This is a genomic window from Microcystis sp. M109S1, assembly GCF_020247025.1.
Taxonomy (GTDB): domain Bacteria; phylum Cyanobacteriota; class Cyanobacteriia; order Cyanobacteriales; family Microcystaceae; genus Microcystis.
In genome coordinates, this window is the sequence record NZ_JADBRW010000058.1 from 1 (window position 1) to 21,306 (window position 21,306).

General features: G+C 44.7%; 26 protein-coding genes. 23 read left to right on the top strand and 3 right to left on the bottom strand.

Annotated features, from left to right (window positions below; translation table 11 throughout):
* Positions 1-293 precede the first annotated feature (293 nt).
* Complete coding sequence (locus tag IM322_RS02595; RefSeq protein WP_287673706.1) at positions 294-1,187, bottom strand: DMT family transporter; 894 nt, start codon at positions 1,185-1,187, stop codon at positions 294-296.
* Positions 1,188-1,390: 203 nt separating this feature from the next.
* On the opposite strand from IM322_RS02595, the gene IM322_RS02600 reads away from it, so the two are divergent.
* From IM322_RS02600 to IM322_RS02620, 5 genes are all read left to right on the top strand, one after another.
* Positions 1,391-1,747 (top strand): DUF1823 family protein, encoded by a 357-nt coding sequence (locus tag IM322_RS02600; protein WP_287673708.1) that lies wholly within the window; start codon positions 1,391-1,393, stop codon positions 1,745-1,747.
* Between the two features lie 31 nt (positions 1,748-1,778).
* Positions 1,779-2,909, top strand: coding sequence for a CO2 hydration protein (locus tag IM322_RS02605; RefSeq protein WP_287673710.1), 1,131 nt, complete (start codon positions 1,779-1,781; stop codon positions 2,907-2,909).
* 53 nt (positions 2,910-2,962) lie between these two features.
* Positions 2,963-3,526: a GUN4 domain-containing protein gene (locus tag IM322_RS02610; RefSeq protein ID WP_287673713.1), complete on the top strand. Its 564-nt coding sequence runs from the start codon at positions 2,963-2,965 to the stop codon at positions 3,524-3,526.
* A 3-nt stretch (positions 3,527-3,529) separates the two neighbouring features.
* The gene (gene nrtS, locus IM322_RS02615) at positions 3,530-3,781 is read left to right on the top strand and encodes a nitrate/nitrite transporter NrtS (RefSeq protein WP_287673715.1); all 252 of its coding nucleotides are present in this window, start codon (positions 3,530-3,532) and stop codon (positions 3,779-3,781) included.
* A gap of 111 nt (positions 3,782-3,892) precedes the next feature.
* Positions 3,893-4,066 (top strand): hypothetical protein, encoded by a 174-nt coding sequence (locus IM322_RS02620; protein ID WP_287673717.1) that lies wholly within the window; start codon positions 3,893-3,895, stop codon positions 4,064-4,066.
* A gap of 39 nt (positions 4,067-4,105) precedes the next feature.
* Here IM322_RS02620 and IM322_RS02625 read toward each other — a convergent pair whose 3' ends face one another.
* Together IM322_RS02625 and IM322_RS02630 are read right to left on the bottom strand one after the other, a co-directional pair.
* Positions 4,106-5,365, bottom strand: a complete 1,260-nt coding sequence (locus IM322_RS02625) for an L-lactate MFS transporter (protein ID WP_287673719.1) — start codon at positions 5,363-5,365, stop codon at positions 4,106-4,108.
* Between the two features lie 168 nt (positions 5,366-5,533).
* On the bottom strand, positions 5,534-6,133 hold the full coding sequence (locus IM322_RS02630) for a peroxiredoxin (protein ID WP_286823813.1): 600 nt from the start codon (positions 6,131-6,133) through the stop codon (positions 5,534-5,536).
* A 604-nt stretch (positions 6,134-6,737) separates the two neighbouring features.
* Between IM322_RS02630 and IM322_RS02635 the strand changes: the two genes are divergently transcribed.
* The 18 genes from IM322_RS02635 (at position 6,738) to IM322_RS02715 (ending at position 21,161) form a co-directional block, all read left to right on the top strand.
* Positions 6,738-7,205: a helix-turn-helix domain-containing protein gene (locus IM322_RS02635; RefSeq protein WP_287673722.1), complete on the top strand. Its 468-nt coding sequence runs from the start codon at positions 6,738-6,740 to the stop codon at positions 7,203-7,205.
* A 7-nt stretch (positions 7,206-7,212) separates the two neighbouring features.
* Complete coding sequence (locus IM322_RS02640; RefSeq protein ID WP_287673724.1) at positions 7,213-9,831, top strand: peptidase domain-containing ABC transporter; 2,619 nt, start codon at positions 7,213-7,215, stop codon at positions 9,829-9,831.
* Positions 9,832-9,833: 2 nt separating this feature from the next.
* On the top strand, positions 9,834-11,288 hold the full coding sequence (locus IM322_RS02645) for a beta-barrel domain-containing protein (RefSeq protein ID WP_287673730.1): 1,455 nt from the start codon (positions 9,834-9,836) through the stop codon (positions 11,286-11,288).
* A gap of 100 nt (positions 11,289-11,388) precedes the next feature.
* Positions 11,389-12,123, top strand: a complete 735-nt coding sequence (locus IM322_RS02650) for a peptidylprolyl isomerase (RefSeq protein WP_287673732.1) — start codon at positions 11,389-11,391, stop codon at positions 12,121-12,123.
* A 57-nt stretch (positions 12,124-12,180) separates the two neighbouring features.
* Positions 12,181-12,378 carry a type II toxin-antitoxin system MqsA family antitoxin gene (locus tag IM322_RS02655; protein ID WP_071995596.1) on the top strand — a complete coding sequence of 66 codons (198 nt, stop codon included), beginning with the start codon at positions 12,181-12,183 and terminating at the stop codon, positions 12,376-12,378.
* A 776-nt stretch (positions 12,379-13,154) separates the two neighbouring features.
* Entirely contained in the window at positions 13,155-13,316 is a 162-nt protein-coding gene (locus tag IM322_RS02660) for a hypothetical protein (RefSeq protein ID WP_287673737.1), read from the top strand.
* Between the two features lie 477 nt (positions 13,317-13,793).
* Positions 13,794-15,149, top strand: a complete 1,356-nt coding sequence (locus IM322_RS02665; protein ID WP_287673739.1) for a tetratricopeptide repeat protein — start codon at positions 13,794-13,796, stop codon at positions 15,147-15,149.
* 578 nt (positions 15,150-15,727) lie between these two features.
* Complete coding sequence (locus IM322_RS02670; RefSeq protein WP_287673741.1) at positions 15,728-16,018, top strand: Nif11-like leader peptide family natural product precursor; 291 nt, start codon at positions 15,728-15,730, stop codon at positions 16,016-16,018.
* 37 nt (positions 16,019-16,055) lie between these two features.
* Positions 16,056-16,250, top strand: a complete 195-nt coding sequence (locus tag IM322_RS02675) for a hypothetical protein (RefSeq protein WP_158198710.1) — start codon at positions 16,056-16,058, stop codon at positions 16,248-16,250.
* Positions 16,251-16,879: 629 nt separating this feature from the next.
* Entirely contained in the window at positions 16,880-17,059 is a 180-nt protein-coding gene (locus IM322_RS02680) for a DUF1496 domain-containing protein (protein ID WP_287676358.1), read from the top strand.
* Between the two features lie 198 nt (positions 17,060-17,257).
* The gene (locus IM322_RS02685; RefSeq protein ID WP_287676357.1) at positions 17,258-17,431 is read left to right on the top strand and encodes a hypothetical protein; all 174 of its coding nucleotides are present in this window, start codon (positions 17,258-17,260) and stop codon (positions 17,429-17,431) included.
* A gap of 2 nt (positions 17,432-17,433) precedes the next feature.
* A complete protein-coding gene (locus IM322_RS02690) occupies positions 17,434-17,856 on the top strand; it encodes a nitrogen fixation protein (protein ID WP_287676356.1) in 423 nt (140 codons plus the stop codon).
* A 26-nt stretch (positions 17,857-17,882) separates the two neighbouring features.
* The gene (locus IM322_RS02695) at positions 17,883-18,113 is read left to right on the top strand and encodes a hypothetical protein (protein WP_287676355.1); all 231 of its coding nucleotides are present in this window, start codon (positions 17,883-17,885) and stop codon (positions 18,111-18,113) included.
* A 251-nt stretch (positions 18,114-18,364) separates the two neighbouring features.
* On the top strand, positions 18,365-18,730 hold the full coding sequence (locus IM322_RS02700) for a Nif11-like leader peptide family natural product precursor (RefSeq protein ID WP_287077771.1): 366 nt from the start codon (positions 18,365-18,367) through the stop codon (positions 18,728-18,730).
* 60 nt (positions 18,731-18,790) lie between these two features.
* Positions 18,791-19,003: a hypothetical protein gene (locus tag IM322_RS02705; protein ID WP_287676354.1), complete on the top strand. Its 213-nt coding sequence runs from the start codon at positions 18,791-18,793 to the stop codon at positions 19,001-19,003.
* A gap of 566 nt (positions 19,004-19,569) precedes the next feature.
* Complete coding sequence (locus IM322_RS23645; protein ID WP_502863891.1) at positions 19,570-19,785, top strand: hypothetical protein; 216 nt, start codon at positions 19,570-19,572, stop codon at positions 19,783-19,785.
* Positions 19,694-19,897, top strand: a complete 204-nt coding sequence (locus tag IM322_RS02710) for a bacteriocin (RefSeq protein WP_287077773.1) — start codon at positions 19,694-19,696, stop codon at positions 19,895-19,897. Before IM322_RS23645 ends, IM322_RS02710 begins: the two co-directional genes overlap by 92 nt.
* Positions 19,898-19,913: 16 nt before the next feature.
* Positions 19,914-21,161: a nif11-class peptide radical SAM maturase 3 gene (locus IM322_RS02715; protein ID WP_287077774.1), complete on the top strand. Its 1,248-nt coding sequence runs from the start codon at positions 19,914-19,916 to the stop codon at positions 21,159-21,161.
* Positions 21,162-21,306: the final 145 nt, after the last annotated feature.

Here is a 21,306-nt window from a genome sequence, read left to right on the forward strand (position 1 = left end):
AGGCCGAATTTGAAGTCTTTTCTGAACGAAACCCCCTACTATCTGTGGTCAAGGTTCAGTTTTTAGCTTGGTTATCGCTTTTTCCATTGTAGCTTAAAGCCGTCGTAAAACGACGGGGTTTTAACCCAAATTTTCGATAACTCTAGTCAGGGAATTAATTCCCCGAAAACCCTATTGCTCAAGTGATTCAGATTGTCTAAACTCTCATGCAGTTAGCATTGTACACTAATCTATTCTTTCTTTGTCGGCGATCGAGATTACACTTAACCAGTAATTTAGATACACTAACAAGCTTATCCGCCTAAAATAGCAATGCCTACGCCGATTAACAGAATTAATCCGCCATAAATGACTTCTTGGGCTGGTATTTCACCAAAAATGAACACTCCTAACAGACTAGCGGCGATTGGCTCTAATAAAATTACCATGGTTACTATTGTCGGTGCTATCCATCGCAAAGCCCAGTTAAAGCTAGTATGACCGATTAATTGCGGAAAAATCGCCATCATTAACACATAAACATACACGGATAAGGGATAGCTTTCGTAACCTTGACCGAATAAAAAAATAGAAGGTAATAAAGCTAATCCTGCGGTAGTGTAGGCTACAGTTATATAATTCTTAATATTTAAGCCCTTTCTTTGTGCTTCCCGTCCGAGGAGAATATAACCACTAACGAGAATTGCCCCAATTAAAGCCAAGCTATTGCCCAATAAAGGGTTAGGATAAGAACTACTGAGAGATTGATCGGCTAAAACAATGAATAATCCCCCCGTTAGAGCCACAAAAATGCCGATAAAGGTTAATTTGCTCGGTTTTTCTCGAAACCACCACCAACCCAACAGAGAAACCCAGAGGGGATTAGTGGTGACTAAAGTGGTAGAAGCGGCGATCGATGTGTAAGATAGAGAACTAATCCAAGTAGCAAAATGGAGAGCTAAACAAAATCCCGCTCCCACTGCGTAATAATAGGCTTGAACAGGGACTTTTTGGCGTGATAAGGTAAACCAGTTCGGAATTAAGACAACAGAAGCCAATATCAGACGAGAAGTGGCTAAAAATAAACTAAATGCGATCGTAGCATTACCTACCGCTTCGATCGCTAACCGGATAAAAATTGCCGATGCAGAAACCGACACTACACCGATAGTTAAAATAAAAATAATTTTGGCGTTAGAAGGAGGCAAAATGGGCTACGCTTGCGTGATGATCAATGATGTTGTTTACCATTGTCAGTGATCAGTGATCAGTGATCAGTGATCAGTGATCAGGATTCAGGATTCAGGAGTCGGGAGTCAGGATTCAGGAGATTATTTTTATTTATTCTTCTCATCACCCCACTTCCCCATCTCCCATCTCCCCATCTCCCCATCTCCTATTTACTTAATCTATGGAACTACCAGAATTAAATATAGAGACAATTTGGGCGATTATTAACGATGAAATTGACGACGAAACCGTTAATAAATTGGTCTGGCAAAGTTTAGGTTATCGCTACGATGAAAGTCAAGGAAAATGGGATAATAGTCAAGTAGAGGAAGATTGGCGAGGTGAATATCCTCAACCCCCGGATTTTATTGGCAATCGTCCCCCAACAGTAAAATTAACTCGATCGATCTTGCCAGAAAATAAACAATTATTAAAAGATAAATTGGGGTTTACTGGTTATAAAATTGGCGAATTCAATCCCCGCATGACTCGCCGTGCCACCGCCGCTAATTGGTTGTGCTTTTATGGGTTAAAATAGATGAGGAAAGTTATTTTATCAAGCTTCTAGCATGGTCACTACCCCTGTCAAGTCCTCCTCTCATCCCCTAGCATCCTATATTGATCGTCTCACTGCTGGGGAAGCATTGTTAAAAGATACTCCCCAGAATTTGATCGAGGTAGTGGGTATCCTGAAAAGTTATGGAGTGGTGTTAGATGCTTATTCCAAAAATTTAATTTATATTGCAGAAAATCAGTTTTTGGTTTTTTTCCCCTTCTTTAAATATTTTAATGGTCAAGTATCTTGGCAGAAATTACTCCAACACTGGTGGCATGATCGCATTAATTTTGAGTATGCTGAATACTGTATGAAAGCCATGTTTTGGCATGGTGGGGGTGGTTTAGATAGTTATGTAGATAGTGTCGCTTTTCGGGAAGTAACAGCCAAGGTTATTCAAGCCAAATTTAGGAATAATCCGCTAGTTTTAATTTTAAATAAAGCCTTTCCTGAATTTTTGCCAGAACAAATGCGGATGATGGCCTACTATAGCGGTTTAGGTCAATTTTGGCGAATTATGGCCGATACTTTTTTAAGTTTATCCGATCTCTACGATGCCGGAAAAATTACCAGTATTCCCGCAGTGGTGGCACACATTAAGAAAAATTTAGTCGATAATGCTAGTCAAGGAATTGTCTATCAGGTAAAAATCAAAGGACAAACCTATGATCTTATCCCCAAATCGGCAGGATTAACCTTTCTTGCGGATACGGCAATCCCCTACGTTGAGGCGGTTTTCTTTCGCGGAACACCTTTCCCCGGTACAATTTCCTATAATGCCCAAGCCTATCAAATTCCCTACGATCAAGGAATGTTTGCCTATGGTGCTTTGTATGCGGATCCTTTACCCATCGGAGGTGCAGGGATTCCTCCCACACTATTAATGCAGGATATGCGTCACTTTTTACCAGATTATCTGCACGACATTTATAAAAAGAGTTTTCGTCAAGAAGAAGATTTATTAGTTCAGATCTGCGAAACCTTTCAAAAGTCGATGTTTTGTGTAACAACGGCAGCCATTCAAGGATTAGCACCTTACCCTTTAACTACCACAGATTTAAAAGAGCAAAAAGCCAATCGCATCTATCTAGAAGCATGGATGAATCGCTTTGTTAAATCAAGATTAGAAGCGGTAAATCAATAATTATTCTGCCGATAAATCGCTAATTTTTGCAGTCAACAAACCCCTTTACATTTATGTCAGATATTAACGTCCAACTTCAGGATATTTTAGTTCAATTGCAATCTTTAACCGAACGGGTTGCCCTGATCGAAGCGCGTCAGATGTTAGTTCCGGACATCGAGCGCTATAGTAAATTACAGCAATTCCTAGCTGAGGGGAACTTTAGGGAGGCAGACGCAGAAACTCTCCGAGTTATCCTCGAAGCTGCCGGCAGAACCCGCGATACTTTAACCCCAGAGGATATGATGCGGTTTCCCGTTAATGTGATTCGGGTACTCGATCGCCTTTGGAAAAATTATAGCGGCGATCATTTCGGTTTTAGCAATCAGGTGAAGTTATATTTTGCCGCCGGCGGTGACATTAACACCCTGCGTACCCAAGACGCGGAAACGATTAGAAAATTTGGGGAATTGGTGGGATGGCGCAACAAAGATGAGTGGCGCATCGATGATTATGATCACTGGGATTTTAGTCTCGCAGCTCCTCAAGGCTGTTTTCCCGCTCTCTGGTGGAAGTCTCCCTACGGGTTAAAAATGGTGACTTTTTGTTTTACTCGCCTGATAGAGTGCGATTTATAGACAATGAAAGGAATTATCGGCTATTTTCATGCTTTATTGTCCCCCCAATTTGCCCCCACCGGGATAAGAGTGGCTGTAGTAGTGGGGACGATTTTATTGACAATTAACCACGGTTATGCTATAATGTCTGGGCGCATGACAAGCGATCGCTGGCTGGCGGCATCACTGACTTATCTAGTTCCCTATCTAGTCAATGTTCATGGGCAGTATAGCAGTTATCGCCGTCAGCAGTGGCCGAAAAAATCCCAGGAATAAAGACAATTTTGAGCGGTTAGCTGACAGTTATTGAGAGCTGCGAACACCCCCTGATTAGTAGAGGACTGCTTTGATAGCGATCGAGACGAATATTCAGGAGTTCGATTTACCATGGCTACTGTTTTATTGAAAACTGGCGAATTCCAAGAAATCCCTGATGATCAGTTAATTTCTTTCTTCGAGGAAAACCGAGATTTGATTCAAGATCGACAATCACCCAGAAAAAGAGCGATTAAAAGACCTATACAGTCTAATATGACCTCTTTCGAGTCTTTTAAACTATAAAATGCCAGCAGTATCTACTCTAGGCTAAGATTAACTCCACTAGCTAGGATTTGATAGATGCGATCGCTCTCTTTTCAGTAAGGCACTAGCGAGAAAAATGCCCAGTATTGCCAATACAGCCATAGCATAAAAAGCATAAGTGTAAGTACCGAACCAATCGCGAATTCTACCGGTTACTAAAGTGCCGATTAAAGCACCAACACCGTAGGCAGTAAAAACAATACCATAATTTTGGGCGTAGTGGTCAGGATTAAAGAAGTGGAGAGTAGTAGCGGGAGCTAGGGCTAACCATCCCCCTAAACAGAACCAAAATAGACAAAAAGCCACTAGATAGCTAGTAACCGCCCCTTTTTCGGCCTTGACCATCAGCAGGCAGCCGATCAAAATGAGTGTATAGGCTCCGATCGCTAAATAATGGGGTTTCCAGCGATCGCTTAACCAACCGAACAAAGGACGACTAATACCATTAAACAAAGCAAATAGCGCAACACTACTAGCGGCTAACCCCGGCTCGATCTGGATAATTTCCTCAGCGACGGGACTAGAAATACCGATAGCACTCAAGCCAATTAAAGCACCAATGGCATAGCAAAGCCATAGTCCATAAAATGAGCGACTTTTCAGCATATTCACCGGATAATTGCCCTGAAAGTCGGATTTTCGATTAGCTAAATTTGCGGGAGGTTGCCAGTCCTGGGGGGGTAATTTCATTGTGATCGCAATAATCACAATAATTATTGTAAAGATAATCCCCAAAAATCTTAAACTTGGTCTAACGCTATATTCATTGATCAATCGATTGGCTAGAGGTGCGGTAATCAGGGGAGAAAGGCCAAATCCGATGATAGTTAAACCCACCGCTAAACCTTTTTTGTCGGGAAACCAGCGCGCCACCACTGCCATGGGAACACCGTAAGCAATGCCGACTCCCGTGCCGGCAATGACTCCGTAGGTAAGAATAATTGTCTGGATCTGAGCGGCAAAACTAGCGAGAATATAGCCTAAACCGACGATAATTCCGCCGAGAGCGGTCATCCTGCGAGTGCCTACCCGGGGGATAAAAAAACCAGCGATCGGCATAGAAGCGGCATAAAATACTAGGGCCACAGTGTAGGGTAATAGGCTTTCCGTGGCGCTGAGATTTAATTCTGTTTCTAGGGGTTTTCTAAAGATACTCCAAGAGTACACCGTCCCTAAACAGAGTAAAACGCCCATTCCTAGAGGTATTAATAACCATCTACCTTTGGCTGCGGGTAATCCCAAAACTGTCAACTCGGAATCATAATTACTGGTAGTCATAGATTGCCGTGACTCTTTCTAGACTTGCTGGCCTGTATTCTAGATGAGATCATGGCTAATAGGGCAAATTTTCCAGAAAATTTTCCGATCAAGTTGAGGGGTGAATTATTTCACCCCCCTTAAAAGTCTCCCCCCATCTATAGCTGAGGGACTGCTGACGACCTTTAACTAAACTGCCGCGAAGTAAACTTTCGACTTCACAGGGTCGGGAACCATGGTAGCATCGCCTTCTTGCCAACCGGCGGGACAAACTTCATCCGGGTGGGATTGGACGTATTGAATCGCTTTCAGAGTGCGGAGGGTTTCATCGACACTGCGACCAAAGGAAAGATTATTAATAGTAGCGTGTTGGATAACACCTTCTTTATCGATGATAAAGAGACCACGCAGGGACACCCCTGCATCTGGGTCAAGAACATTGTAAGCGGTGCTGATTTCTTTTTTTAGATCCGACACCAACGGATAGGCCACATCACCGACACCGCCGGATTTTCTCTCGGTTTGAATCCATGCCAGGTGAGCAAATTCGCTATCGACGGACACCCCTAAAATCTCGGTGTTGATACTGCCAAATTCGCTAACTCGATCGCTGAAAGCGGTAATTTCCGTGGGGCAAACAAAGGTAAAATCGAGGGGATAGAAGAATAAAACGACGTATTTACCCCGATAATCCGATAATTTGATGGTTTTGAACTCTTGATCGAAAACGGCGGTGGCGCTGAAATCCGGCGCTGCTTGTCCGACTCTTAAGCAACCTTCGGCGGTCATACTCTTAATCTCCTTAATCTAGTTTCTGGGAAAATGCAACTATTTTTACATTCCTTAACAACTATATCATAGTCATAACGATTTTGAGTAGTCAGCAATCAGTGATCAGCAATCAGTGATCAGTTATCAGTGGCTAGTGGGGAGATAGGGAGATGGGGAGATGGGGAGATGGGGGTTAGGTGTTAGAGAGGTTTGATCGGGCGAGAGAAAAAGAATTTAATAGACTCCGTAATGTTCACTTTTGCAGCGGAAATAATAATTTAAGGACAGCGAAAGAGATCGTCACCCGGGGAAGTCAGCCCATTGTACAACCTAGTAATAAGTAGGTGGGTGGAATTAAATATATAACAGTTCTCACATCTGTGTGGCACACTTTAACCTTTGCTGATTAAGCTTTTCAGGATTGAGAATGTACCTCTTGTCAACAGGAAACGCTATAAGATGAACGTAGGTTGGGTTGAAGCATGAAACCCAACGCCCGCATGGGTTACGCTACCGCTAACCCATCCTACAAATAATTGTGCCTCCCTACTTACAACTTTCTTGCCTCAACGTTCCTCTATGCTGCTGTCTGCTTTTACTTATAGTTGCAAAGGCTATCTCAATGTCATCAAGCACCGGTAAATATCTATCCTCATCCGAACGTCAGCAACTTCTCGAAATCTTAACAGAACCGAATATCTCTGATGTTGATCGCAAACGGATTCAAATCATTCTTTTCGCTGACGAGGGCAAATCCCAGGCCGATATCCGTAAGCTTCTCGATTGTACTGCCGCCACCGCTAGTAAATGGATACTGATCGCTGAGAGTGGCAAGATCGATCACTGGCAGAAATACCGCCGCGGTCGCCCGTCGAAAGTTGATCAATCTTACCTCGATCGCCTGAAGGAACTGGTTAGTAAATCCCCCCGGGATTTCGGCTATTCCTTTAAGCGATGGTCGGGAGTTTGGTTAGCGCAGCATCTAGAGAAAGAATTCGGGGTTGCGCTCACCCCCACCCACATCAATCGCCTCCGCAAACAGCTACAGCCGCTCCGCATCGTCGATCTTTCTCCTTCAGCCAAAGCTTAAAACAACTATGCTCGATACTCACAGCCTCGTGAATCCGTGGCCGGAATTCCTGTCCGAAACCCAGTGGCGGAGTCTCCAGAAAACGGCGATCGCCCTCTCTCCCGAAGCGGGTACCTTGTCCCTACAGCCCGGATTATACCTAGTCGTTTGCGGCAAAGTTCGTATAGCGAACTCGCAGCAAAAAGAGATGATAGCGCTCAAAACCGAGGAATTTTTCGGAGAATTCTCCCTCTTTCCCCGATCGGGTTTTCTTCCCTACTCGGTTCGAGTCTCGGCGAAGGCGGAACTACTTCTTATCCCCGAGTCCGCGCTGAGGCCGATCCTGAAAAAACACCCCGCCCTGAAAAAAACATTACTGCAACGGGCGCGGGAAATTGAGCAAGTTCTTGGGACGAAGACAGAAGAAACGGACAAAAAAAGCGATCGAGCCTATTTCCCCTCTCCGGCGCAGCGGTTAGGTCACTGGATCGGGCAATCCCTCCGCCGTTATCCCTTTTTCGAGCAACAGTCCGCCTCCGATTGCGGGGCGGCCGGTTTAGTCATGATCGCCCGTTATTGGGGCAAAAGAATCAGCGTCAACCGTTTGCGGGAAATGGCCAACGTCAACCGCGACGGAGCATCCCTGAAGGGACTGATCACGGCAGCGGAAAATATCGGCCTCTCCACCCGTCCGGTAAAAGCGACTCTAGAGGGATTAGTTAAACAACCCCTACCGGCGATCGCTCACTGGGAAGGCAAACACTTCGTTGTTATCTGGAAAATTACCGCCAAACAGGTCATTATTGGCGATCCGGCGATCGGGCAATTAACCCTAAGTCGTGCCGAATTCGCCAGTAAATGGACGGGATTCACCCTTCTGCTCCAACCGAACCAGAAATTCCGGGACACGAAAGAGGATAAAGCCTCACTCTGGCAGTTTTATCGCTTACTGGAACCCCATTGGTTCGTGCTGCTGGAAATTTTCGTCGCCTCGCTTTTTATCCAAATATTCGGCTTAATTACGCCGATTTTCACCCAGTTAATCCTCGATCGAGTGATCGTGCAGGGTTCGTTAACCACCCTTTGGGCGATGGGTATCGGTGCGCTAATTTTCGCGGTTTTTCGGGTGGCAATTACTGGTTTACGCGCGTATCTTCTCGATCACACCGCTAATCGCATCGATACGGCATTAATCACCGGTTTTATTCGCCATACTCTCAGCCTGCCCCTCGGTTACTTCGAGTCCCGCTATGTGGGGGATATTATCTCCCGCGTCGGGGAAAATCGCAAGATTCAGCGTTTTCTCTCTGGGGAAGCTCTCTCGATTTTACTTGACTTATTAACAGTTTTCGTGTATGTGGCGGTGATGCTTCGCTATAGCTGGCAATTAGCCCTAATCAGTTTAGCGATCGTGCCACCGTTCTTTCTGCTGGCGTTAATTTCTACCCCTTTTCTCCAGCGAATATCCCGGGATATTTTTCAGGCGATCGCTAAAGAAAGCAGTTACCTGATCGAGATTTTAACCGGTATTCGTACCGTCAAATCTACCGCGACAGAGCGATCGACCCGTTGGCACTGGGAAGACCTTTTCTCGGTGGAGGTCAAGAAAAATTTCTCCGGGCAGATTATCGGCAATAATCTCCAAATCGTCAGTAATCTGATCGAATCTTTCGCGACAACGGGGTTACTCTGTTTCGGTGCCTATCTGGTAATTCAAAATCAATTATCGATCGGACAATTAATCGCCTTTAATATGCTTTTTGCCCAGATCATCGCGCCTTTTCAACGCTTAACCGTTCTCTGGACGCAATTTCAAGAAGTCAATATCGCCGTCGAGCGCATTAACGATGTACTAGACGCAAAGCCGGAGGAGAATTTAGAGGAACTTTCCCGTCAGTTTCTCCCAGAATTACAGGGACATATTCGCTTTGAAAATGTCACCTTTCGCTATCATACTGACAGCGATCGCAATATTTTAGAAAACCTGAGTTTTGAGATTTTACCCGGTCAAACCGTTGCCCTCGTCGGTCGGAGCGGTTCGGGAAAAACCACGATCTCGAAATTACTGATCGGCCTCTATCCTCCCACCGACGGGAAAATCTCGATCGACGGTTACGATCTGAGTACAATCGCCCTCAGTTCCCTACGGCAACAGGTGGGAGTCGTCGATCAAGATACATTTTTGTTCGGTTCTACGATTCGGGAAAATATCAGTTTAGGACATCCCGATCGCCCCCTAGAATCGGTTATCGAGGCGGCAAAATTAGCGGGAATTCATGACTTTATCCAATCGCTTCCAATGGGTTATGAAACTCAAATCGGCGAGGGTGGAGGGCTACTTTCCGGGGGACAGAGACAACGGATCGCCATCGCTCGATCGTTGATGGGAGAACCGCGGCTTTTAATCCTCGATGAAGCCACTTCCCACCTCGATACAGAATCAGAGCAGATCATACAAAATAATCTCCAGAAAATTCGGCAGAATCGCACAATGGTGATTATTGCTCACCGTCTTTCTACAGTACGGAACGCAGATATGATTCTCGTCCTCGATCGAGGGATATTAGTCGATCAAGGAACCCACAAAGAATTAATGTCCCGTCCCGGTATTTACCGTAATTTGAACTCTAATCAATTGAGTGAATAACTATGACAACCAATCTAGACAGAGAGCGCGATAACTGGTCTTTCCAGACCAAGGAATTGATCGATACTTTACCCCTACCCTGGACGCGGGGTTTACTCTATTTTCTGATTATTTTCGTCTCGATCATTCTCCCCTGGGCGATATTCTCAAAAGTCGATGAAACCGGTGTCGGACCAGGAAAACTGGAACCCCAAGGGGAAGCAGTCAAACTCGATGCAATCACCGCAGGAGAAGTGGAAAAAATCTATGTCCGTGAAGGCCAAGAGGTGAAAGCAGGACAACCGATTTTAACCCTAGATTCCTCATTAATCGGCCAGGAAATACAACAAATCGAGGAGAAAATAGAAGGACAAAAAAGCCGTCTTTCCCAACAGAAAGTGATGAAAAGTCAGTTAGAGGTTTCCCTAGCGACTCAACGCCAACAGAATCGCGCTGCAGAGGCGGAAAAAGAAGCCTCGATCGAGCAAGCAAGGGAAAATGTCAGCGCGTTAGTCCAGAAAGCCAAAATATCCCTAGAAGAACAACAGGCACGGATAAATCAAGCGAAAACCGCCCTCGATCGCAGTCAAACCGATTATCCGATTCTAAAAAGTCGTTATCAAACGGCTTTAAAAGAAGTCGATCGCTACCGAAAAGCGTGGGAGGATGGCGCGATATCGGAGGTGCAATTCATCGAGCGCGAGGACAACGCCAAAGAGCGCCAACAACTCTACGAGCGGGGAAAAGCGGAGGTGAAAGAAAATCAACATAAACTAGCGGAATTAGAAAGCACCTACCGTCAGACCAGTCAACAAACGAGCGCGGATATCGCCCAAGCGCGTCTGCAATTACAGGAGCGGCAGCGGGGTTATCAAAGTCTCCGCCATTCCAACGAGTTGGCACTCTTAAGGATACAGGAGCAGATTAAAAATCTAGAAACGGAGATCGCAACACTGGCATCGGAAATCGCCCAAAGCGACAGCCAACGGCAAGCGCTCCAAATCCAACTAAGTCAGAGGGTTTTAAAGGCGAATACCGACGGCACGATCTTTTCATTACCGATTAAACGCGCAGGTGCGGTGGTGCAGTCAGGAACGCGGATCGCGGAGATAGCACCGAAAGGATCGCGGTTTATTCTCAAGGCAGAAATGCCCACAGATCAAAGTCAATTTCTCCGCGCCGGTATGCCGGTAAAAGTCAAGTTCGATGCCTATCCTTTTCAGGATTACGGGGTTATCGGCGGCAAGATCACCAAGAAATCACCGACGGCGATCGAAAAGGAAACGGCGACCGGAAAAATTAACGTTTTCGAGCTAGAAATTCAACTCGATCGCTCCTGTATTCAAAAGGGAAATCAATGTATTCCCCTCAATCCGGGGGATACGGCTACCGCAGAGGCGATCGTCCGTCAGCGTCGGGTGATCGATTACATCCTCGATCCCTTTAAGGATCTGCAAAAAGACGGGTTAAAACTGTAGTTTTTTTAGGTATCGAAGCCAAATTACTTACACCCCTCCCTAACCCTCTTGCCTATCTCAACTAGGAAATTAATTTCCCATAACTGTTTCAGGAGTCATTATGTCCCATAGTATCACCATCACGAATCAAGACCTTATCCAACAGCTTAAGCTATCGGGGAAACTTCCCGAAATGGCCGAGGGAATTATCGCTCGGAAAATCATCACCGAAACCGCGACGGAAGCGGGGATTAAAAACACGACTGCCGAGTTACAACAGGCGGCCGATCAATTCCGTCTCGCCAATGAATTACATAACGCCAAAGATACATGGAATTGGTTGCAAAAACAGGGCTTATCCCTAGACGATTTCGAGGCGATAGTTCAATTCAGTTTACTATCGGGTAAATTAGCCGAACATCTTTTCGCAGACAAAATTGAATCCTATTTTGTGGAACACCAGCTAGATTATACCGGCGCGGTGATCTATGAGGTAGTGTTAGCAGATCAGGCGATGGCGGAGGAGTTGTATGAATCGATTCAGGAGGAGGAAATCAGCTTTCAGGAAGTAGCGCATCGCTATATCGAGGATGTGGAATTACGACGCAAGGGAGGTTATCGCGGTACTGTTTACCGTAAGGATTTACGACCGAATCTTTCGGCCGCAATTTTCGCATCGGATTCTTCTCAATTGTTGAAACCGTTGCAAGGCGATCGAGGTTTTCACCTGATTTTCGTCGAGGAAATCCTTAAGCCAAAATTAACCGAGGAGTTGGCTTTGCAAATCCGTGCCGAGTTGTTTAACGGTTGGGTAAAGGAGAAGATTCAGGAAATAAAATACGAGTTAAGTAATTAATTGTGGACGGGGTGGGTAATACTCACCCCGCAAACGTAGCAAGTGAAGATAAGAGTTATGGAATGTGTGATCTGTAAATATGGTACGACTCGATCGAGTTTTGTTACCGTTACTTTAGAGAGGGATAATTATATCATGATTTTAAAACAAGTCCCTGCGGATATCTGTCAGAATTGCGGGGAGTATTATCTAAGCGAGTCGGTCACTGCGGAGGTTTTACATAAGTCCGATCGCCTATTTTGTAGGTGGGGTTGACAACGGAAACCCAACATCATCCCCCTATTATTCTTCATGTTATGTGTTGGGTTGCACTTCGTTTAACCCAACCTACGGATTATTTTACTATAAAATTAATACAATATGGATTAATAAAATACCAATAATCCGATTATTCTTGAGTGAGCTTATTTAGCATAAAAACCAACAAAGCGATTTTTAATACATACACTTTTAAAAATTCCTGAATCTATTCATTAACAGAATTCCCAGTTAATAAAAAAAATAAATAGTGCTTGCTGAATAATGGTAAAACCCTTTTACAATAAGGCTTTTGACCTGTTAAAATCCGATGTTCATGCTGCGAAAATAGGATTGTGACCTTCAAAAACTTGGCATTATCCTTTTTGTAGTACATAAGCTGGTACAAAAAAGGAGGGCAACAAAGCCTGAAACGACCGACGACTGGCTACTGAATCCTGACTCCTAACCCCACCAACAAACTTTTTCAGCAAACCCTAAATAACTCAATTAAGTTAGCTTGGTTGGTTCTCTTTGCTTCCAACAAGACAGGTTCAGAGTTTTTTGTACATAAATTACTTATTTTTGTTTCTTTAAATAGCTTGGAAGCCCGTTGTTTAATCGGTTTTGATGATGTTTTTGCAAAAAATAGTCTTTCAAAAAGAACATAAATAACTCAATTATGTTTTTTTTGTTCGATTTTGATAGTTGATCTGGTTTAAAAAAATTGTTATTGTTTTCTTGAATCAATAATTTGATTCATTCATTTAGCGAACATTTGGAGAATACATCTCATGGCTAACATCAAAATTAACGAGATCAAAAACACGGTGACTGACGAAATTATCGAGCTTCGCACCGATGCCGCTAACGACAGTCCAGAAAGCATCACCGCTTTTAAAACTTTACGTCAAGTTGCGGGCGGTGCTGGTTCCAAATGGCCAGTCCGACGGTAAGCCTTACTAGACAAAGATCGCTATGGGTAAATAATTTTACCCAGATACTTACTGTCAAGTAGGATTGGGCATTATTTGCGATTCTAAGCTAAACGGCGCTTAACCTGCATGATCCAATAGCTATAACCCTTTTGGAGTCTATATCGGTGATCCGAAGTAAAAGCCGTTTAGCTTATTACTCAATCCAAGCCGTTGGGGGTTCTACCCCCCAACGGGGGGTTGGGGGGTAGAACTCCCCCGAACGCTGGAGGGCATTAGCTTTTTAATGAGATGCTCACACGCAATTGTTCAGATGTTTGTATTAATTTAAGAGTCGCTGATAATTACTCGGCAGTGGGGATTTCTGCAATATTGAGATGCACCCAAGTCAAATCAGCTACTAATTTATAAAATCCCGAAGTCTTCGGGATTTTATATAGATGTTAGCTATCGTGAAAATACTAACGGGTACAAATTGCATTATTGAGAGTATGTATTATGTTGTCTTTAAACCATTTTCCGATCCCTTGGAGCCATCGTCCTTATTTCGATCTTAGTCCCTATCAATCTGGCGCTTGGCATATTCAGGGAATTGACTATAGTTATCGAAATCTTGTCTCCGAAGTACGAGGTGTCGATACATCATCTGTTACCCCGGTTGCTCTCGTTCACCCCGCTTCTTTTCGAGAGCAATTGATTCGAGAGACCGGTCTTTTTCAATACCCAATTAACGATCCTCTCGCCCTCCCCGATGAGTTGAGAACCGAACGTTGGAGAGTTCTTTGCGAGCATTTAGAGCATTATCGTGAGCTTTCACCCGCTACTCAACTGAAAACAATTAATTTATTATCGAGTTTATGCTTTCATGAAGCGATTATTCGCTATATTCCCGCAATTACCGATGAAAACATTGGGAGAGATTCCACGATCGCTAGATTAGCTTACAGCCTGGCGATGTCTAAAATCCTCTGTCAAGAAAGTGTCGGTACATCAGAAAATCTCGAAGATTTTCAACGAATCGTTCAATACGCTTCTAAAGAAAGCCTGGTGGTTTTCGGGGCGGCCGTAGAATTAATCGTTTTGCAGGCTACTGCCTTTCGAGATATAGCCGCAGTCGCCTATTGGCGAGAAGTAGCGAAGGAGGCACTCTCTCACTTCGAACCTTCCCTCGATCGTTTCGATTTTAAACATTTAACCAGTGCTTTCCAGCGTGCGGCTGTTTTCGCTCCACTTCTGCGGGGTGAGCGAGAAACGGTTGTCCGTGAAATGGATCTCTGTCAATCCCTAGCGGAAGAACTAACTCGCGAGTGTAAAAACGAGAGCGAACGACTTTCCGCCTACGACAATCTAATAACGGTTTTCGAGAGCCGAACAAAAGAAGCTCTCTGGTTAGGCGATATCGATCTCGCCGAAGAGAGAGCGAAGAAAATGGTGGCGATGGAACCTCTTTACTCTCGTTATCGCCTGAAACTGGGGGAAATTTTACTAAAACAAAATAAATTTGAAGAAGCGGCGAAAATCTATCGTTCTGCCACTAGACTCGGCCCGCCTGGAATGGCGATCGCTTGGTTTATGGCCGGGCAATGTCACGAACGATTAGGAGAGATAGACATCGCCTGTGATTGCTATCTAGCTTCCCTACAGATGGATGAATTGGGGATCTCCGCCGTCGAGAAAATTAACAAATTAGCCCCCCGGCTAGGTAACTCGATGCTGACCGATTGGAGTACCATGCGTCTAGAACAATTGCGGGAACAACAGGGAGGTATGGTCTCTAAAACGAAAACTTCCTATATTCCTGAAGCCGCTTCTGAACTGAAATTAGCGGGTGAACGCGAACTCTCTCAAATTTAACTCAAGGCGATCGCCTATTTTGTAGGTGGGGTTGACAACGGAAACCCAACATCATCCCCCTATTATTCTTCATGTTATGTGTTGGGTTGCACTTCGTTTAACCCAACCTACGGATTATTTTACCAAAGTCATACCAGTGACTTTAGGTTTTTTATGAATTTTGAACATAAATCAATTATTTATGTTCGACGTATCATGCGTCAATACAAGGGTTTAGTATAAAGTCTGCTGGAAGAATAATTCGTTTTTCAATTAATTTCTTTTCCCCAAATTAAACTTAATTAGCTTTTTTATGTTCCAAAACAACCTTTGCGAGGGGTTGCAATCTATTTGGATAGCGTTTAATCTTAAAGCAGACAGGTGATACAAGCTTAGTCTCCAGCTAAATACTTTTACTCTTCCTCCCTGCCGTATACGCCAAAGCTGTCGCTGGTGGTTACAAGAGGGAAAGGCCGCTTGTTTTCGATGTCCACAAGTCGTTACGGATGACTATAATCCCTCTGAAATCATGGCTGAAGTTGCGGAGCCAGTTGTTTAGATAGCACAAAGTCAATCTACAAAAAAATTAGGAGTCTATCATGTCCGTTGAACAAACCAAAGCTTTTTATCAAAGAATCGCTACCGATGAAGATTTTCGTTCTCGGTTTCAAAATCTAAAAAACTGTGAGGAGTTTTCCAAGCTCGCTAAAGAATCAGATTATGAATTTACAGAGCGGGAATTTGAAACTTACACTTGTCAACTTTTAGAAGCAGAATGCTTAAAAGATAAAGTTCAAGATTTAAACGAGCGTGAACTGGCTTCGATTCTAGGAGGGTTTTTAGCGAAAGCATCTATAAGACCCAAATATGGCTCCGTGTCTTTGTCCTGATTGATTTTTGAATTTTTCGCAAAATAGGAGTTTGGTTATGTCTTGTGAACTAGGGAAATGTGAAAGTTCTAATCTGGCCAATAATTACCAAGATTGTTCTTGGATTTTAAGGGAAATCGCCAACGATGAAGAACTAAAATCCCTGACTGAAGAGGATATTAAAGCTATCTTTGGTGGTAATCGTAGTAAGCATCAAGATAAACAACCGTACGGAAGTGTTCGTCCACTTTAGCCTAGTGCGATCGCCTATTTTGTAGGTTGGGTTGACAACGGAAACCCAACATCATCCCCCTATTGTTCTTCATGTTAAGTAGGGAGGCACAATTACTTGTAAGATGGGTTAGCGGTAGCGTAACCCATGCGGGCGTTGGGTTTCATGCTTCAAGCCCACCTACGTTCATCTTATATTTAATTCCACTCACCCACTTATGTGTTGGGTTGCACTTCGTTTAACCCAACCTACGGATTATTTTACTTATAGCGCTTTTCACGTTACTGAGGTATCGACAAGTTTTGCCAACAAAGGGTTTAAGCCCCTTGCCCATGCCTCATTCTGATGAAAACTGCTATAAATAAGTCATTTATTTTGTTTTTTGTACACAATGATATAAACTTGAATATTTTTGAACATAAATAACTTATTTATATTTAATTTGTGATAACGAAAATCAAGGCTTTTTCAGTATCGATAATTTTTTGATGCGCTAGACTAGGAGTAAAATCCTAACCAAATTAGCTTATTTATGTTCAAGTAAGGTGAATTGAGAGGTTGATTTATATTTTTTATAGGCCTAAAATGTAGATTAAATTAGTTGATTAACTAATTCTCTAGAAAGTTTATAAAATAGGAGAATAATCCCAATGACCAACATTTTAATTTTAGACGAGTCTTTAGTCGATCTGTCTGAAGATGAACAAAAAGCTGTAAGAGGTGGAGCCGCATCATGCACCTATGCGAGTAAGACCTATTCCCAAGGTTCCGCAGTCAAACAGGACGATGGTAAGATTTACAAATGTCAAGCAGATGGGACTTGGTTTTAGTACAAGGTAGGCTAGGCAAGGCTTTCAGTCCCTAAAATATGCGCCGAAAGCCGAACAGTTCTAACGAGTTTGATTTTCGATACTATAGTCATTTCAATTAAGATTGAGAATATCAATGCCAGAGTTCATAAGGATTCAAACGGTCTAGATTGTATCAGACTTATCTGAAATGACTATTAATCTATAGGGAAAGCTACAATGTCTAAAATTTTTATCTCCAACCTGAAACTCGATCGCCAACAAAACTCACTGATTTCTCTTGAGATGGAAAGTTCGCCATTAATTCAAGCCGCTATCGAACGTTCCCTCGACGCGCGTAAAGTTATTGGCGGGATCAAAACTTGCGGATGGATATGCCCGATGGAGTTTTAACCATGAAATCCGATCGCACTTTATGTCCCAGCGCACGAGAAAATTCCCCAGATAGCGTAATTTTCGGGATCGCGGCGGGAACCGTCGAGGAACCCCGCGTCGCCTATCTCCCAGAAATCCAACCCGTCACCCCAGAAATTCTCGCACTCGCTCAACCCGTCACCCCCACCGAAGTCTTCCGCTTCGCCGCGTCCTGCGCGGAAAAAGAATGCGTTCATTTCGATGGGCAAGATTGTCGCCTCGCGCGCAGGGTGGCACAGGGACTCGCAGAAGTAACCGATATCCTTCCCCCCTGTCGAATCCGGCAAAACTGTCGCTGGTGGTTACAGGAAGGAAAAGCGGCTTGTCTGCGCTGTCCGCAGGTTGTCACTGACAACTATAATCCTTCCGAAACTTTCGTGAAGGTTGCCGAACCCGAATCTTAACCCTATTAAATAGGAGTCTAATTACCATGGCTAAAATTCATATTTCCGATCTACAGGTGAACTCTTTTCAAGAATCTCTTGAAACTGCGATCAATCGCGCGATCGAGACTCGAAACATTCAAGGCGGTTTTGCACAAGCACTGCTAAAACCACCAACAATACTGGGAAAAATAATTTGTCCACCCATCACTATCGGAATTATCCGCCCACCGATCCTCGCATCACTCCCGAATATTAAGCAAGGACCCATTTTATAGCGGTTTTCAGTCTAATAAGGTATAGTAAATCCCTTGATAGATAGGCGTTTCAGCGTTTCAATCGGGAATCACTTCTGTGAAAACCGCTATAACCGCCTATCGTTAGATTAGCTGAATCTCCCCCGTCGCGGGAGTTGGGGGGTATTGCCTCTTGCAAGAGTGCCTCATCTCCACAAGCAATTTAAATGCTGAACAGCTTATCTACCAACCGTATCCTCCCATCACTCTCAAATTCTAACAGGAGTTAACTTATGGCTCTCGAACAAGTTCACGCTTTTTATCAAAAAGTCGCCTCCGATGAATCCTTCCGTTCCCGAATCCAATCGGTGAATAGCAAAGAAGAATGCAGCGAGATCGTCAAAGCTGCGGGGTTCGATTTCACACCACAGGAATTCGAGGAATACACCGCACGACTTCTAGAGTCCGATCGCCCCGATGAAGAAATTAAAGATTTAAGCGAGGAAGATTTAGCGGCGGTCGCAGGTGGATTTATCGGCGGTGTTCGATTTCGTCCGATGTACGGTCTGCCACCCAACCGCAAGCCTAAATGGCCTATTCCAGGTGACGGAATCGTTCGACCGATGTACGGATTACCGGCAGATCAGAGCCTTTCGTAGATTTCTAATTCCAACCGACTCATAAATTTTATCGAGTATTAAACTTCTAAGGAGCTAACTATGTCTTTCGATCGCACCCCGAATTTTACCGAAAAACTAGCAACCGATCCCGATTTTCGTTTAAAGGTTTTGGACGAAATCGCTAACGATGACGAACTCAAAGACTTAACGGAAGAAGACTTAAAAGCGATCGTCGGGGGAGGGCTGAACATACACCAAATATACGGCGTCGTCCCTCCTGTGTGGGAGCATCTCATTTATGCAAGTGAGTAATTATACTTATCCATAAAACTGGTTTCTAGCAAGGCTTTCAAAATAGCTTGACATAAAAACCTGATTTAGGGGTTACAAAGGTGAGATGCTCCCCTCCTGTGTCACCTCTGTTATTCGCTTGGAGAGCAGGATGGAGTATTGGCCAATGGCTTAACGAAAATACCCCTATTCAAGAATGGATTCGTGATGCGATTGACTAATAAAACATCAAATAAAAGGAGGTTTTTAGGGATTTAAACCTCCTTTTATCTCCGGAAAAATATCCATTCCATTTCTGCCAACTCAACCCAAATTTCCGATAACCGCTGGAATTATCGTATCTTCTCGACTTTGTGTGATAATTTTTGCTTATGGAATCGTGAAATGCTTATCGGGCAGGACTTTTAGGGCTATTTTGCGGAAGAAAGTATCAGTATAGACCTCGTTTCCACACAGAAACCAGAAGAGCCAATTATCCACAGTCCTAATGAGTATTAAACCTGTAAGGAGTTAATTATGTCGGTTCTTCGGTTTGTGTTATGCAATGGACGGGGGTTATAAGGGCTGTAACCCTTATGTAGAAAGGCATTTGGCGATTTTTGTCAATTGTTTTTAATCTAGAGCGAACTAATCAATTAAGTCTCTTGCCAGATAAGGATTTAGTCAATTTATGCCTCCCTATCGAACCATACCAAGTAACGAAGAACCATTATGTCTTTCGATCGCACCCCGAATTTTACCGAAAAACTAGCAACCGATCCCGATTTTCGTTTAAAGGTTTTGGACGAAATCGCCACCGATGACGAACTCAAAACCCTAACCGAAGAAGACTTGAAAGCGATCATCGGGGGACGGATGCAACAAGTATACGGCTCGACCAGCGGTGGCGGTGGCGGTCGTACTTACTACGCCTAAATCGAGGATAATTCCAATGACCGAATACCGTCGCATCAGTTACGCCGTCTGGGAAATCACCCTGAAATGTAACCTCGCCTGTCAACATTGCGGTTCCCGCGCCGGCCACACCCGTAGCCACGAACTCAGCACTGAAGAAGCCCTCGATCTCGTCCGTCAACTGGCCGAAGTGGGCATCAAAGAAGTTACCCTGATCGGGGGAGAAGCCTTCCTCCGTCCCGACTGGCTCGATATCGCCCGGGCGATCACCGACGCGGGCATGATCTGCGGTGTCACTACCGGCGGCTACGGCATCACCCTCGACACCGCCCAAAAGATGAAAGACGCGGGGATCAAAGTCGTCTCCGTCTCCGTGGACGGATTAGAGGCTACCCACGATCGCCTGCGGGGGAAAGCCGGTTCTTGGCAATGGGCGTTCCGCACCATGGGCCACCTAAAACAAGCCGGTATCCCCTTCGGTTGCAATACCCAGATAAATCGTCTTTCTGCCCCCGAATTTCCCCGAATCTACGAAAAAATCCGCGATGCGGGCGTATTCGCGTGGCAGATCCAGTTAACCGTGCCGATGGGGAACGCGGCCGATAATTCGGAAATTCTCCTCCAACCCTACGAACTCCTAGAACTATACCCGATGCTCGCCCGTGTCACCGAGCAAGCGCGACGCGAGGGGGTAGACGTACAGCCGGGTAACAATATCGGCTATTACGGCCCCTACGAACGTTTATTGCGGGGAGGGGACGCGTGGACATTCTGGCAGGGGTGTAGTGCCGGACTGGCGGCACTGGGTATCGAGGCCGACGGAGCGATCAAAGGCTGTCCCTCCCTTCCCACCGCGGCCTATACCGGGGGCAATATCCGCGATCGCTCCCTGCGCCAGATTATTGAAGAGGCCGAAGAACTGCGCTTCAACCTCGGCGCGGGAACCCCGAAGGGAACCGATCATCTTTGGGGATTCTGTAAAACCTGCGAGTTCGCCGAACTCTGCCGCGGTGGTTGTAGTTGGACGGCTCATGTTTTCTTTGATCGCCGGGGCAATAACCCCTACTGTCACCACCGAGCGTTAAAACAAGCGGAGAAGGGAATCCGAGAGAGATTTTACCTCGATCGCCCTGCAGCGGGAATTCCCTTCGATAACGGCCAATTCGCAATAATAGAGGAACCCTTCCATTCTCCCCTACCCAATGATCCCCTCGCCTTCAGTGCCGACGCGATCCAATGGCCAGAACACTGGCAAGAAAAACCCCTCGTAACCACCTTGAATTGATAAGTTTGACATCCTCACCGCCGTAAAACGGACGGTGATTCCCAAACCTCACGATTTAGGTTTCTGCTTCTTTCCCTTGCGGGGTTTCGCACCTGCCTTAACAGATTTACTCTGTTCTGGTCTTATGGTCGCTCTACAGACTGAC

Bases quoted from the DNA above. Each gene is read 5' to 3' on its own strand.
- IM322_RS02610 (WP_287673713.1), top strand. From the start codon at position 2,963: ATGTCAGATATTAACGTCCAACTTCAGGATATTTTAGTTCAATTGCAA.
- IM322_RS02655 (WP_071995596.1), top strand. From the start codon at position 12,181: ATGGAATGTGTGATCTGTAAATATGGTACGACTCGATCGAGTTTTGTT.
- IM322_RS02665 (WP_287673739.1), top strand. From the start codon at position 13,794: ATGTTGTCTTTAAACCATTTTCCGATCCCTTGGAGCCATCGTCCTTAT.
- IM322_RS02680 (WP_287676358.1), top strand. From the start codon at position 16,880: ATGACCAACATTTTAATTTTAGACGAGTCTTTAGTCGATCTGTCTGAA.
- IM322_RS02600 (WP_287673708.1), top strand. From the start codon at position 1,391: ATGGAACTACCAGAATTAAATATAGAGACAATTTGGGCGATTATTAAC.
- IM322_RS02625 (WP_287673719.1), bottom strand. From the start codon at position 5,365: ATGACTACCAGTAATTATGATTCCGAGTTGACAGTTTTGGGATTACCC.
- IM322_RS02605 (WP_287673710.1), top strand. From the start codon at position 1,779: ATGGTCACTACCCCTGTCAAGTCCTCCTCTCATCCCCTAGCATCCTAT.
- nrtS (WP_287673715.1), top strand. From the start codon at position 3,530: ATGAAAGGAATTATCGGCTATTTTCATGCTTTATTGTCCCCCCAATTT.
- IM322_RS02630 (WP_286823813.1), bottom strand. From the start codon at position 6,133: ATGACCGCCGAAGGTTGCTTAAGAGTCGGACAAGCAGCGCCGGATTTC.
- IM322_RS02700 (WP_287077771.1), top strand. From the start codon at position 18,365: ATGGCTCTCGAACAAGTTCACGCTTTTTATCAAAAAGTCGCCTCCGAT.
- IM322_RS02705 (WP_287676354.1), top strand. From the start codon at position 18,791: ATGTCTTTCGATCGCACCCCGAATTTTACCGAAAAACTAGCAACCGAT.
- IM322_RS02635 (WP_287673722.1), top strand. From the start codon at position 6,738: ATGTCATCAAGCACCGGTAAATATCTATCCTCATCCGAACGTCAGCAA.
- IM322_RS02650 (WP_287673732.1), top strand. From the start codon at position 11,389: ATGTCCCATAGTATCACCATCACGAATCAAGACCTTATCCAACAGCTT.
- IM322_RS02710 (WP_287077773.1), top strand. From the start codon at position 19,694: ATGTCTTTCGATCGCACCCCGAATTTTACCGAAAAACTAGCAACCGAT.
- IM322_RS02715 (WP_287077774.1), top strand. From the start codon at position 19,914: ATGACCGAATACCGTCGCATCAGTTACGCCGTCTGGGAAATCACCCTG.
- IM322_RS02645 (WP_287673730.1), top strand. From the start codon at position 9,834: ATGACAACCAATCTAGACAGAGAGCGCGATAACTGGTCTTTCCAGACC.
- IM322_RS02620 (WP_287673717.1), top strand. From the start codon at position 3,893: ATGGCTACTGTTTTATTGAAAACTGGCGAATTCCAAGAAATCCCTGAT.
- IM322_RS02675 (WP_158198710.1), top strand. From the start codon at position 16,056: ATGTCTTGTGAACTAGGGAAATGTGAAAGTTCTAATCTGGCCAATAAT.
- IM322_RS02690 (WP_287676356.1), top strand. From the start codon at position 17,434: ATGAAATCCGATCGCACTTTATGTCCCAGCGCACGAGAAAATTCCCCA.
- IM322_RS02640 (WP_287673724.1), top strand. From the start codon at position 7,213: ATGCTCGATACTCACAGCCTCGTGAATCCGTGGCCGGAATTCCTGTCC.
- IM322_RS02660 (WP_287673737.1), top strand. From the start codon at position 13,155: ATGGCTAACATCAAAATTAACGAGATCAAAAACACGGTGACTGACGAA.
- IM322_RS02695 (WP_287676355.1), top strand. From the start codon at position 17,883: ATGGCTAAAATTCATATTTCCGATCTACAGGTGAACTCTTTTCAAGAA.
- IM322_RS02685 (WP_287676357.1), top strand. From the start codon at position 17,258: ATGTCTAAAATTTTTATCTCCAACCTGAAACTCGATCGCCAACAAAAC.
- IM322_RS02670 (WP_287673741.1), top strand. From the start codon at position 15,728: ATGTCCGTTGAACAAACCAAAGCTTTTTATCAAAGAATCGCTACCGAT.